General features: G+C 70.2%; 5 protein-coding genes. 2 read left to right on the top strand and 3 right to left on the bottom strand.

Going from position 1 to position 13,260, the window contains the following annotated elements:
- Nucleotides 1–4: 4 nt before the first annotated feature.
- Complete coding sequence (locus tag GVY39_RS09425; protein WP_159922706.1) at nucleotides 5–1,234, bottom strand: TetR/AcrR family transcriptional regulator; 1,230 nt, start codon at nucleotides 1,232–1,234, stop codon at nucleotides 5–7.
- Between the two features lie 127 nt (nucleotides 1,235–1,361).
- Between GVY39_RS09425 and GVY39_RS09420 the strand changes: the two genes are divergently transcribed.
- Together GVY39_RS09420 and GVY39_RS09415 are read left to right on the top strand one after the other, a co-directional pair.
- Entirely contained in the window at nucleotides 1,362–2,174 is an 813-nt protein-coding gene (locus GVY39_RS09420) for an enoyl-CoA hydratase (RefSeq protein ID WP_159922704.1), read from the top strand.
- 48 nt (nucleotides 2,175–2,222) lie between these two features.
- Nucleotides 2,223–3,248 carry an SDR family oxidoreductase gene (locus GVY39_RS09415; protein ID WP_159922702.1) on the top strand — a complete coding sequence of 342 codons (1,026 nt, stop codon included), beginning with the start codon at nucleotides 2,223–2,225 and terminating at the stop codon, nucleotides 3,246–3,248.
- A 114-nt stretch (nucleotides 3,249–3,362) separates the two neighbouring features.
- Here GVY39_RS09415 and GVY39_RS09410 read toward each other — a convergent pair whose 3' ends face one another.
- Nucleotides 3,363–4,352: an alpha/beta hydrolase family protein gene (locus GVY39_RS09410; RefSeq protein WP_159922842.1), complete on the bottom strand. Its 990-nt coding sequence runs from the start codon at nucleotides 4,350–4,352 to the stop codon at nucleotides 3,363–3,365.
- Nucleotides 4,353–4,590: 238 nt separating this feature from the next.
- A partial coding sequence (locus GVY39_RS09405) for a non-ribosomal peptide synthetase (RefSeq protein WP_159989293.1) occupies nucleotides 4,591–13,260 on the bottom strand: 8,670 nt, incomplete at its 5' end.

Below are 13,260 nucleotides of genomic sequence, written 5' to 3'. Positions count from 1 at the left end.
GAGCTCAATCGAGCAGCACCGCGTCCATGAGGGCGGTGACCCGGGCCACTTGCGGTGGCCGGGAATCGAATCGGATCAACCTGCCCACATCGATCACCTGGCTGATGGCGGCGTGCACCCGGAAGCGCGCCTCCACCGGGTCCCCGTCGAGCAGGTTGGCCCACTCCAGCACGTTCTGCCGTTGAATGGCGCGCAATTTGTGCTGCTCGGCCTGCGGCAGGTTGCTGAACTCGGCGTAATAGACCGGCATGATCTCCGGCATGGCGAAACTCAATCTCGCGTAGCGGTCGGCCACGCGGCGCGCGGCGTCCTCCCGGCTGGCCGCCTCGGCCAACGCCTCGGTGATCGCGATGGCCAGCCGGTCCCCGGTGCGGTAGAAGGCCGCGGCGAGCAGGTCGGCTTTGCTCGCGAAGTACCGGTACACGCTGGAGGCGTTGATGCCGACGGCGGCGCCGATCTCCTCGATGCTCGCCTCGTGATAGCCCTGCCTGCCGAAGATCCGGATGGCCTCGGTGAGCAACTGTTCCCGCTTCGAGGTCACCGGAATGCCGCGCAGGGGCGGGCCGGGGTCGGGTTCGTCCGGCGCGGGGGGCAGCTCGGTGCGCAGGATGGCCCAGGCCATCTCGTGCAGCAGCGGAAGCAGCCGGGCGCTCGACAGCGCGGTGCGGTGCGCCGCGATGCTGGCGATCGCGCTGAGCACGCCCGCGGCGAGCATCGCCACGTCGGCGGGTGGCGCGTCGGGTCGCAGCAGTGCGATCGGCGCGGCGAGGGTGTTGTTCAGGTCGTCGTAGATCTTCCTGATCCGAACCCGGTCGTCGCGCTCGAGATATCGCCGTTCCCAGCGGTAGAGCCCGGCCTCGCGGCGGATCTCCACGGTGTGCTCGCTGATCGCGCGGATGAGCGCGTCCAAGCGCTGCCCGGGGTCGAGCCGGGTGTCGTCAGCGGCCTCGGCGACGGTCAGCAGGTGCCGCGCGCCCTCCTCGGCGGCCGCGACCAGCAGCGCGTACTTGTTCGTGAAATGCCGGTAGAGGGCGGGGCCGGAGATGCCCACCTCGGCGGCGATCTCGTCCACCCCGACCGGGTAGTACCCGCGTTCGCTGAACGCGCGCGCGGCCGCCCGGATGATCTGGACCTTGCGGTCCTTCGGACGGCGTCGCACCGACGGCGCACCCGCCCGCTTGCCCGGTTCGGGCCGCGCGGGAGCGAGGCCGACCTCGCTGCGATCCGCGACCATGCACCTCTCCGTTCTCCGGCCGCGCTGGTTGACAGCGCCCGACAATGGAACCTAAGTTAACCACAATTCGCAAAGTTAACCATCATTCACAGCCCGCCGTCCGCCGAATTGCAGCTTAGGAGCGAACATGAGCACCAACGATTCCGTGGCCCCGGCCGCCCCCGCGACCCGGTTCACGGCGGTCCAGGACGGCAAGGTGCTCCGGGTCACGATCACCAACCCCAAGCGGAAGAACGCGATCGACTACGACACCATGGTCGCCCTCGGGGATACCTTCCTCGCGGCCGCCGAGAACCGCGCGGTGCGGGCGATCGTGCTGGCCGGCGAAGGCGGTGATTTCTGCACCGGGGCCGATCTGTCGTCGAGTGCGGACGAGGCGCGCCGCGGCATCACCTCGGACATGGTCATGGACGCGGCCAATCGGCTGGTGCGCGCCATCGTCGACGCGCCGGTCCCGGTGATCGTCCGGATCCGGGGCGCCGCGGCTGGCGTCGGCGTCGGCATCGCCTTGGCCGCCGATCTGGTGTACGCGAGCGAGGACTCCTACCTGCTGCTGGCGTTCATCAACATCGGCTTGATGCCCGACGGCGGGGCGGCCGCGCTGGTCGCCGCGGCGGCGGGCCGGCCCCTGGCGGCTCGGATGGCACTGCTGGGCGAGCGACTGCCCGCCCGCGAAGCCGCGGCGGCGGGCCTGTTCACCGCGGTCGTGCCCGACGACGAACTCGATGCCGCGGTCGAGGCCGGCGTCGAGAAGATCGCGACCGGGCCGCGCCGCGCGCTGGAACTCACCAAGCGGGCGCTGAACCAGGCCACGCTGACCTCCCTCGACGCCGCATTGGCCGCCGAGAAGGCGGGGCAGACCGAGCTGCTGCGCTCCCCTGATTTCATCGAGGGCGCCACCGCCATGCTCACCAAGCGCAAGGCCGTCTTCGCCGACTGATCAGCCCGCCGGAACGTACCGACCGGCAGGCGACTATGTTCATCGGCTATGACTTACCTGGTTACCGGGGCAACTGGGTTCATCGGTCGGTTCCTCATCCCCGAGCTCCTGAAACGCGAGGGTGCCATCCACGTCCTGGTACGGCCGGGCGACGCCTCGGCCGACCGGTTCGCCTGCTGCGCGCAGGAATGGGCGGGCGGCGACCGCGTCCGTCCGGTACGCGGCGATCTGGGCGCCCCGGGGCTGGGCATCGACCCGAGCTGGCTGACCCGGCACCGCGGCGAGATCGAGCACGTCTTCCACTTGGCCGCCGGCTACGACCTCACCGAACGCGGCGGTGGGACCAGGCACTTGGTCGATGTCGCCGAGGAATTGGGTGTCGATCTGCTGCACCACGTCTCGACGGTGGAGGTGGCCGGGTCCAGCGAGGGCCTGTTCACCGAGGACATGTTCGATCACGGCCAGACACTGGCCACCCCGGTGCAACGGGTGAAGTTCGAGGCCGAGCGGATCGTCCGGGAATCGTCGCTGCGCTGGCGGATCTACCGGCCGTCCATCGTGATCGGGCATTCCAGGACAGGTGAGATCGATCGGATCGACGGCCCGTACTACTTCTTCCGCCTGCTGCGCATGGGCGCGCAACTGCCCAGGCTGCTGCCGGTCCTGGTGCCCAAGCTGGGCGAGACCAACATGGTCCCGGTCGATTTCGTCGCCCGTGCCCTCGACCACATCGCGCACCGCCCCGGTTCGGACAAGATCACCTACCACCTGGTGGATCCGCGCAGGCAGAGCGCGGTCGACGCGCTCAACCTGTTCGCCGACGAGGCGGGCGCGCCCCACCTGGTCGAGGTGGTGCCCAAGCGCACCCTGGACATGATGTTGCGCGTCCCCGGCGCCAACTGGCTGCTGCCCCGGGTCGGCGTACCGCTGGACGTTCTGGAGCACAGCGAATTCGCCTGCTGGTTCGATTGCAGGCACACCAGCGCGGCCCTGGCCGGCACCGACATCAGGGTCCCGCCGCTGGAGGCGTACGCGCCGCGGATCTGGAAGTACTGGATCGAGAACTGGGTCTGATCACACGCACCGGGTGACGCGTGAAAGACCGACCGCCTGGTTGCGCGGTTCGCAACCAGGCGGTCGATGGAGGTCAGCCGGATTTCCCGGCCGTATGCACCGGCTACGCGGCGATCAGAGACCGAGGCCCTTCGCCAGCACGGGCCACGACACCTGGAATTCGTCACGCCAGTAGCCCCACGAGTGGGTGCCCGTGTTGCGGAAGTTGTAGGTGGCCGGGATTCCCAGCTGCTCCAGTTTGTTCTTGAGGTTGTTCGTGCAGTAGTTGGTGCCCGCCTCGATCACTCCACCGATGACGATCTGGTTGGCCAGGCCGTAGGGGCCGGGAAGGGTGTACGGGCCGTTGAGCGTGTCGTACTGGCCGGGCAGGCCGTTGCCGGTGGAGATGTAGAGGTCGAGGCCGCGCAGCCCCTCGGCGTTCACGTACGGGTCGTTGGCCACCCAGTCCGGCGAGCCCTCCGGACCCCACATGTTGTCGGTATTGCCGCCGCCCCAGGTCTCGACCGTCAGCTTCACGAACTGGGAGCCGACCGGGTCACTGGTTTGCGCACAGCCGCTGTAGGCCGCGGCGGCCTTGTACAGGCCCGGCTTGGCGATCGGCAGCGCCAGCACGGTGGTGCCCGAGGTGGACAGGCCCGCGATGGCGTTCACGCCGTTGGTGCCCAGCGCGCCGTCGATGAGCGGGGGCAGCTCCTCGGTGAAGAAGGTCTTCCACTTGTTGCGGCCCAGTACCGGGTCGTCCTTGATCCAGTCGGTGTAGTAGCTCCACTTGCCGCCGATCGGCTGGATCACGTTCACGTTCTTGTCCGACAAGAACTCCAGCGCGTCGGTCTTCGCCTGCCACGAGGCGTCGTCCTCGCCGCCGCCCGCCCCGTTGAGCAGGTACAGCGTGGGACGCGGCACGGACGCGTCGGCCGGGCGCTGGACGTCGATGATGACCTTCTCGTCCATCGCCGCCGAGTACACGTACAACCGGATGCTGCGCTCGTCCTTGTACTCGGCTTTGGTGATACGCGAACCGTCCGGGGCGACCGGGTTGCCCAGCAGGGTCTTGGAATCGATGATCGGGTCAGCTGTCGCGCTGGACGCGCCGAGACCGGTCATCACTCCCGCGAGCACCGCGGTTGCCGCGATCGCGGCCGCAGCCCGCAGGCCGCCGCGCCGGGTCTGTCGACGTATCAATTTTCGCACCTTCGCTTCGTCTCGAGATTCACTCTGCATGCCCCACGCGCCGGGGGATGCCCTGGACACCACGCCCGACCATACGGCCTATGTAGTCGTCACAACAGAGGACTTCGTTACCGCACCGTTGCCCTATCATGCCGGAACGGTCGCGGGTCGATCATGACCGCCCCGGGTTCCGTGTCATTTCCCAGCCGGGGGGATCCAGCAGTTCGGACAATCGCGGCCCGATCTGCGCCAGCGCTTCCGGCGAAGTCATCTGGTCGTGCGGGACGCCGACGGGATGATCGTCGACCCGGCCCTCGACGTAGGGTTGCCAGCCCGCGGCCGCGGTGTCGTGACCGGCCGCGCTGAAGTAGTCCAATCGTCCACGGAAAACGTCCGGGCGGTGCTCGGCGATCAACTCGGCCGAGCGCACCGCGCTGCGGTAGATCCGGCGGACCCGGTCGGGAGTGAGCACCGCCATGTCCGGGGGGATGGTGGCGTGCAGCGCGGCGAGAGCGTCCTCGCTCAGATCGTGGATGTCACCGTCGCCGGGCAGCAGGGCGTCCGCGCCGATACCGAGTTCGGCCAGCGCCTCGCGGATCGCCGCCCGGAAATCCGTGACGTCGATGTCCGGGTGACTGTCGAGCATGGCGAGCAGGCCGATGTCCTCACCCGCGGCCTGCAACGCGGTCGCCACCGCGTGCGCCAGCACACCGCCGAGCGACCAGCCGAGCAGCCGGTAAGGCCCGTGCGGCTGCACCGCGCGGATCTCGGCCACGTAGCGGTGCGCCATCTCGGTCAACGACCGCGGCAGGTAGCCCTCTTCGGTCAACGCGGGCGACTGCAGGCCGAAGATCGGGGTGCTCGCGGGCACATAGCGCGCGAGGCCTGCGTAGCACCAGGACAATCCATACATCGGATGCAGGCAGAACAGCGGCCCCGCGGCGGCGACGTCGTGCGGCACCATGGTCCGGATCGGCAGCAGCACACCGAGCGCCGCGTTCGAGTCCTGGTCGTAGTCGTGGTCGTCGGCCAGCGCGGCGAGGATCCGGGCCGCCAGCGCCGCCGGGGTGGGATCGGTGAAGAACCACTGCACCCGCACCTGGGCGCCGGTGAGCGTGCGCAACCTGCTCACCGCGCGGGTGGCGACCAGCGAGTTGCCACCCAGGTCGAAGAAGTCGTCGTCCATGCCGACCCGTTGTCCGGCACCGAGCTCGAGCACCTCGTCGAACACCTCCAGCACGGTCCGCTCCAACGGCGTGCCCGGCGCGCGGTACGGACGCGCGGCCGGTCGCGGTGCCGGCAGCGCCTTGCGGTCGAGTTTGCCGCTGGCGTTGAGCGGCAGTTCGGTGAGCGCGACAACAGCCGAGGGCACCATGTAGGACGGCAGCGCGGCGCGGGCGTGCAGCAGCAGGGCAGCCTCGTCGACGGTCACTCCCGGCGCGGCGACCACATAGGCGACCAGCCGGTCCCCGGTGGCGCTGCGCACCACCGAGACCGCCGCTTGCCGGATCTGGGCATGGCGCGCGAGCACGGCCTCGATCTCTCCGAGTTCCACCCGCTGGCCGCGCAGCTTGACCTGGAAGTCACTGCGGCCCAGGTATTCCAGCGCTCCGTTGCGCCAGCGCACGATGTCACCGGTGCGGTAGAGCCGGGCGCCGCCGGCATGGGCGACGAATCGCTCGGCGGTGAGGGCCGCGGCGCCGAGATAGCCGCGGGCCAACTGCACTCCGGCGACGTACAGTTCGCCCGCCACGCCCGGCGGCACCGGGCGCAGCTGCCGGTCGAGCACGTGCACGCGGGTGTTGGCCACCGGAACGCCGATCGGTACCGCCGCCGCCGCGGTGTCGCGCACCGGGTGATCGGTGACCACGGTGGCCTCGGCGGGTCCGTACCAGTTGACCAGCGCGGCGCCGGGTGCGGTGGCGGCGAAGGCCGCCGCGGTCTCCCCGGACAACGCTTCCCCCGCGGCGAACACCCGCCGCAGCGACGGGTACCGCGCGGTGGGGTCGGCGACCGGGTCGAGGAACGCCTCCAGCATCGACGGCACGAAATGCACCGTGGTGATGGCGTTGTCGACGATGAGTCGAGCCAGGTAGGCCGGATCGCGATGTCCGTCGGGCTCGGCGATCACGATCGACGCACCGGTTTGCAGTGGCCACAACAGCTCCCAGGTGGAGATGTCGAAGGTGATCGGCGTCTTGTGCAGCACCACGTCACCGCCGTCGTGCGGGTAGGCCGACTGCGCCCAGCGGAACTGGTTGACCATCTGCCGGTGCGTGATCATCACGCCTTTGGGGCGACCGGTCGAGCCCGAGGTGTAGACGACGTAGGCGACGGTGTCCGGATAAACGTGATCCTGGGGCCGAAGGCCCTGGTAGGGAGGCAGGTACAGCGTATCGACCGCGACCACCGGGACACCGGTCGCGGTGTCGAAGGCGTCCGCGGTGGTGGTCAGGACGCAGATCGGCGCGGCGCTGTCGAGGACGTACTCGCTGCGCTCGGCCGGATGGTCCGGATCGATCGGGACATAGCCGCCACCGGCGCGCAACACCGCGTAGATCGCGACGACGAGGTCGATGCCGCGCCGCATGGCCACGGCGACCAGCGTCTCCGGGCCGACGCCCCACCCCATCAGCTCGACGGCCAGGGACCGGACGCGCGAGTCGAGTTCGGCATAGCTGAGCGTGGTGTCGCCGAAGCGCACCGCCGGCGCGTCCGGCGTGCGCGCCACTTGCGCGTCGAACAGCGACAGCAGCGTCGCCTCGTCGAGCAGTTCCGGCACGTCGGTGGCGTTGCGCGCGGCCAGCTCGGCGCGCTCGTCGTCCAGCAGCGCGTCGATGTCGCCGACGCGCGCCTGCGGGGTGGTCATGAAGCGACCGATCAGCATCGAGAGCCGCTGCGCGAGCGCCGTCGCAGCCGGTTCTCCGGTCAGGTCGCGCAGGTACTTCACCGAGACCCGCAGCTGACTGTCCAGCACCACCATCACCGTGAACGGGTAATGGGTGCCGTTGGCCGCGCCGACGCCGATGACGTTCATTCCGTCGATGGCGCCGGCCTGGTCCAGGCCCTCCCGGTCCACCGGGAACGACTCGAACACGACGAGCGAGTCGAACAGGCCCTCCACGCCAACAGCTTCCTGGATGTCGCTCAGTCCCAGATAGTGGTGCTCCAGCAGTGCGGCCTGCTCGGCCTGCAACTGGCGCAGCAGCCCGCCCAGGGTGCCGGTCGGATCGAGCCGCACCCGCACGGGGATCGCGTTCAGGAACAGGCCGACCATCGACTCGACGCCGTCCAGCTGGGGTGGGCGACCCGATACGGTGGCGCCGAAGACCACGTCGTCGCGGTCGACGGTGCGGCCGATCAGCAGACCCCAGGCCGCCTGCACAACGGTGTTCACCGTGACGCCGAGACCCGACGCGAGCCTGGTCAGCGCGGTGGTGTCGGCAGGGGACCACTCGAACCCCACCTCGCCGACGCCTGCGGAGATCTCGCGGCCGGGATCGACCGGAGCCAGCGGCGTCGGTTCGGTGATACCGGCCAGCGCGGCGCGCCACGCGGCGCGGGCCGCCTCCGCGTCCTGCGCCACCAGCCACGCCAAGTAGTCGCGGTAGGACGGCACCGCGGGTAGGTGCCGGGAGTTGGCGCCCAACGCGTACAGGGTGAGCAGGTCCTTCATCAACAGCGGCATGGACCAGCCGTCGATGAGGATGTGGTGGCTGGTCACGAGCAGGTGGTACCGGGCGGCGGCGGAACGGATGAGCGCGAACCGCAGCAGCGGCGCGGTCCGCATGTCGAAGTGCTCGGCCAGGTCGGCCGCCTTGATCCGCTCCACCTCGGCCGCGGCCGCGGCCGGTTCCAGCTGGCACAGGTCGATCAGCCGCCACGGCGCCTCGAGCGAATCCTGCACGATCTGCACGGGATTGCCCTCGCTGTCGTCGGCGAAGGCGACGCGCAGGTTGTCGTGCCGGTCCAGCACGGCCTGCGCGGCGGCCCGCATCCGGCGAGGGTCCACCGCGCCGCCGAGATCGAGCACGAATTGGGTGGTGTAGACGTCCACCGAATTCTCGGCGAGCAGGGCGTGGAACAGCATGCCCGATTGCAGCGGGGTGAGCGGCCAGGCGTCGGACAGGTCCGGGTAGGCGCGGGCGAAGCGATCGATATCGGGCTGCTTCAGCCGCACCAGCGGGAAGTCCGACGGGGTGTAGCCGCCCGCGTCCGGACGCAGGCCGTGTTCGGCGAGGCCGCCCAGGGCGCGAATCCAGTGCTCGGCGAAGGTTTTCGCGTCCTCGCCGCGGAACGCGGCGGAGGCGAAGTCGAATCGGGCCAGCAGGCCTTCGTCGGTGGCGTCGACGGTCAGCACCAGCAGCAGCTCGTCGGAGGGGATGTCGGTGTGCACCCGCGCCGGGCGCAGATCCCGGTAGCGCAGCGCGAACCGGCCGTGGCCGAGGCCGCGCAGTTCGGCGGCGGTCTCGGCATCGAGGTGGCGCAACAGGCCGTAGCCGACACCGCGCGAGGGCACCGACCGCCGCAGCTCCTTGATCTGCGCGATCGCCGTGCCCGCCGCCGGGCCGCCGATCAGGGCGTCATCGAGGTCGATCCTGGTCAGCCGCAGTGGAAGCGGATACTCGGTGAGGAAGCCGCCCACCATGCTCTGGGCGTCGGCATGGGTGGCCGTCCGACCGTCGGCGGGCAGCCGGACGACCGAACCGATCGCGCGCGTGACGGTCTCCCCCGCCGAGGTCTGCAGGGCCAGCGCCAGCGCGGTGAGCAGGATGTCGTCCACCCCGGCGTGGTAGGCCTCGGCGGCAGCGGCGACGGCCGCCGCGCCCTCCGCCGTGATGGTGAGCGATACCCGGCTGCGGGCGCGCAGATCACGTCCATCGGTTCCCGCGCTTTCCGGGACGGTGCCGAGCGCCCGTCGCCACCAATTGATTTCGGCGAGGGTGGCCGGATCGTGCGCCTTGGCCGACAGCGCACGGATGAGCGTGCCGAGGCCGGTTTCCGGGGTCGCGGGCGCGGCATGGCGCGCCCGATTCCATCGCGCGCTGAGCTGGTCGACGACGGTCCGCCAGGAGACGTCGTCGACCACGAGGCTGCTGGCCACGACGATGAGCGTCGAGCGGGCTCCAGGATCACCGGTGAGCACGAAGTAGATGTTGCGACCCTCTTCGGGATCCAGCGCGGCCGCGGCCGCCTGCACCACGTCGTCGATGGGCAGCGAGGTCTCGCCGCGCTGCGGATCCAGCCGGCGGAACGCCTCACCGGTGCGCTCGGCGGCAGCCGGGATGCGCAACACGGGCCTGCCCTTGTCGTCGTTGCGCACCCGCACCCACAACATCGGGTGCTGGTCGAGCACGGCGGCCACCGCGGCGCGCACCGTGTCGACGGAGCAGGTCTCGGGAACGTCGAGGGCGATGGCCCGCACCTCGATGCCCTCGTCCACCGTCCGGGCCGCGTTGGGCGTGAGCGGTAGTTCGCCCGCCTCGTCGCCGGATCCGCCCTCTACCGCGGCCGCGCGGGCCAAAGCGGCCACCGTACGGCATTCGAAGACGTCACGCGGGGAGAAAATGACGCCGCGGGCGCGCGAGCGCGAGACCACCTGAATGGACATGATGCTGTCGCCGCCGAGGGCGAAGAAGTCGTCGTCCAGGCCGACTTGGTCGACGCCGAGCACCGCGCCGATCACCTCGGCGATCACCAGTTCGGCCGGGGTCCGCGGCGCACGGTAGGCGCGGGCGTCCATTTCCGGCTCGGGCAGCGCCTTGCGGTCCAGCTTGCCCACCGGCGTCAGCGGGATCGCGTCGAGCACGACGATCGCCGTCGGCACCATATACTCCGGCAGCGTGCGCCCGATCCGCTCGGTCAGCGCGGCCGGGTCGACGCTGGCGCCCTTGGCAGGCAGCACATAGGAGACGAGCATCGTCGCACCGGAACGGCTTTCGCGTCCCAGCGTGACGGCGAAGCCGACTTCGGGCTGAGCCGCGAGCGCGGCGTCGATCTCGCCGAGTTCGATGCGGAAGCCGCGCACTTTCACCTGGAAGTCGTTGCGGCCCACGTACTCCAGAACCGGGGCAGCACCGGACCGACGCCAGCGCACCAGGTCGCCCGTGCGGTACAGGCGCTCGCCCGGCGCGGCGTACGGGTCGGCCACGAACCGAGCGGCGGTGAGACCGGGCCGGGCGTGGTAGCCGCGCGCCAGCTGGATGCCGCCCAGATACAGTTCGCCCGTGACGCCTTCCGGCACCGGACGCAGCCTGCTGTCGAGCACCAGCGACCGCATGCCGCGGATGGGACCGCCGATCGTGACCGGTTCGCCGGGCTGTAGCGGGTCGCTGATATTGGTCATGATGGTGGTCTCGGTCGGCCCGTAACCGTTGTGGAAGGCGCGCTCCGGCGCACCCGTCCACTCGGCCGCCAGATCGACGGGCACCGCTTCGCCGCCCGCCACGATGGCCCGCATCCCCGACAGCGCGTCCGGGTCGAGCGAGGCGAGCACGGATGGAGTGAGGAAGGCGTGCGTGACGCCCTCGACGCGGATCAGCTCGGCCAGTTCTTCACCGCCGAAGGTCAGTGGCGGCGCCACCACCAGCCCACCCGCCGAACCGAGCGCGAGTAGCAGTTCCAGCATCGATGCGTCGAACGATGGCGAGGCGAACGCCAAGGCCCGCGTCGATCGGTCGAGCCGGTAACGCTCCACCTGTTCGGCGCTGAAGTTCGCCAGGCCTGCGTGGGTGACCACGACGCCCTTGGGCGTTCCCGTGGAGCCGGAGGTGTAGATGACGTACGCGGCGTTGCCCGCACGCAATGTCCCGCGCAGTTCGCCGGGTCGCAGCGGCTGGTCCGAGCGCACGGCGACGTCCAGGGTGAAGTCCTGGTCGTCCAACGCGACCCAGGCGCCACCGGTGAGGACGGGCAGGTTGCCCAGCTCGGCGGTGAGCGTCACGCCGAGGGTCACTCCGGAATCCGCGACCATGTGGGCGATGCGGTCGGCAGGATAGGTCGGGTCGACCGGGACGAAGGCCGCACCGGTCTTGGCCACCGCCCACAGCGCCAGCACGGATTCCACCGAACGACGGATCGCGATGGCGACCAGCACGTCCGGTCCCGCGCCGCGGTCGATCAGGGCGCGCGCCAATTGCGCGGAGGCCGCGTCCAGTTCGGCGTAACTGAAGGTGCGGCCGTCGGCGACCACGGCGATTCCGGCCGGGTTCGCGGCGACGGCGGCGGCCATCAGCTCCGGTAGCGTGCGCGGCGGCAGGGCCGGTGCGCCGGCACGGGCGATCAGGTCGGCGCGCTCGGAGTCGTCCAGGATCTCCAGATCACCGACGGCGGCGGCGGGATGCCGGACCACGGCGGCCAGGACGCGACGGAACCTGCGGCCGAACTCGACCACGGTCTGCTCGTCGAACAGGTCGCGGGCGTAGGTGAACTCGGCGGCGAGACCGGCTTCCGCGCCGGACTCGGTGCGCTGCTCGCGCATGGTCAGCAGCAGATCGAACTTCGCGGTGTCGGCGGCCGGGTCGAGGGCGGTGAAACTCAGGCCGGGTAGTCGGAAGCTGGTGGCGGCTAGATTCTCGAACGACAACGCCACCTGGAACAGCGGATGGCGGCCTGCCGAGCGCTCGGGGCCGAGCGCATCGACCAGCCGCTCGAACGGGATGTCGGCGTTGGCGAAGGCGCGCAGATCGGTTTCCCGGGTGGCGGTAAGCAGTTCGGTGAAGCCGAGACCGGGCGCGACTCGGGTGCGCAGTACCAATGTGTTGACGAACATGCCGACCAGGTCGTCGATTTCGGCTTCGCCGCGGCCCGCGACGGGCGTGCCGATGGCGATGTCGTCGGCGCCCGACAAACGGGACAGGAACACGGCGAACGCGGTGTGCACGACCATGAACAACGTGGCGTTGTGCTGCCGCGCGAGACCCGCCAGCGCGGCGTGCACGTCGGCGTCGACGACGAAACCGGTCTTGCCGCCCACGAAGGACTGGGCGGACGGGCGCGGGCGGTCCGCGGGCAGGTTCAGCTCGTCGGGCAGGTCTGCGAGTTCGGCCGTCCAGTAGGCCAATTGTGTGCCCGCGAGTGACTCGGGATCGTCGTCGGCGCCGAGCACCTCGCGCTGCCACAGCGCGTAATCGGCGTACTGGACGGGCAGCGCCGCCCAGGACGGCTCCCGTCCTCCGCTGCGCGCCACGTAGGCCAGCATCAGGTCCCTGGTCAGCGGGCCCATCGACCAGCCGTCGGCGCTGATGTGGTGCGCGACGAAAACCAGTACGTACTCGGGGCCCTCTAGCTGGAACAGCTTTGTGCGGAACGGCACCTCGGTGGTCACGTCGAAGCCGGACGCGACGACCCGCTGCACTTCGCCCGCGACGTGCTCGTCGCCGATCTGCGCGGGAGCCAGCTCCACCGGCACTTCGTGCGGCGCGAGGATCCGCTGCACCGGGCCGTCCGGCGTCTGCGGGTAGATCGTGCGCAGGATCTCGTGTCGCGCCACGATGTCGGCGACGGCCTGCTGCAATGCGGCCACGTCCAGGTCGCCGGACAGGCGGATCGCCGCGGGGATGGTGTAGACCGAGGCCGAGGTGTCGAACTGGTTGAGGAACCACATGCGCTGCTGCGCGAACGACAGGGGGATGTGGTCGGGGCGCGGCCCGGCGACCAGCGGCGTGCGCTCGCGGCCTGCGCCTCGTTCGGCCTTGATCGCCAGTCCGGCGACGGTGGAGGCTTCGAACAGCACCCGCACCGGAACACGCGCATCCAGCGCCGCGCCGATACGCGCCGCGACCTGCGTCGCCAACAACGAGTTACCACCCAAAGCGAAGAAATCATCATCCGCACCGACACG

Source organism: Nocardia sp. CY15, assembly GCF_009829295.1.
GTDB lineage: Bacteria > Actinomycetota > Actinomycetes > Mycobacteriales > Mycobacteriaceae > Nocardia > Nocardia sputi.
Note: the sequence above shows the minus strand (reverse complement) of the source record. Positions and strands in the feature narration are given on the sequence as shown.

What these genes read in the sequence shown, in the direction of transcription:
- GVY39_RS09425 (WP_159922706.1), bottom strand. Translation starts at nt 1,234, where the DNA reads ATGGTCGCGGATCGCAGCGAGGTCGGCCTCGCTCCCGCGCGGCCCGAA.
- GVY39_RS09420 (WP_159922704.1), top strand. Translation starts at nt 1,362, where the DNA reads ATGAGCACCAACGATTCCGTGGCCCCGGCCGCCCCCGCGACCCGGTTC.
- GVY39_RS09415 (WP_159922702.1), top strand. Translation starts at nt 2,223, where the DNA reads ATGACTTACCTGGTTACCGGGGCAACTGGGTTCATCGGTCGGTTCCTC.
- GVY39_RS09410 (WP_159922842.1), bottom strand. Translation starts at nt 4,352, where the DNA reads ATGACCGGTCTCGGCGCGTCCAGCGCGACAGCTGACCCGATCATCGAT.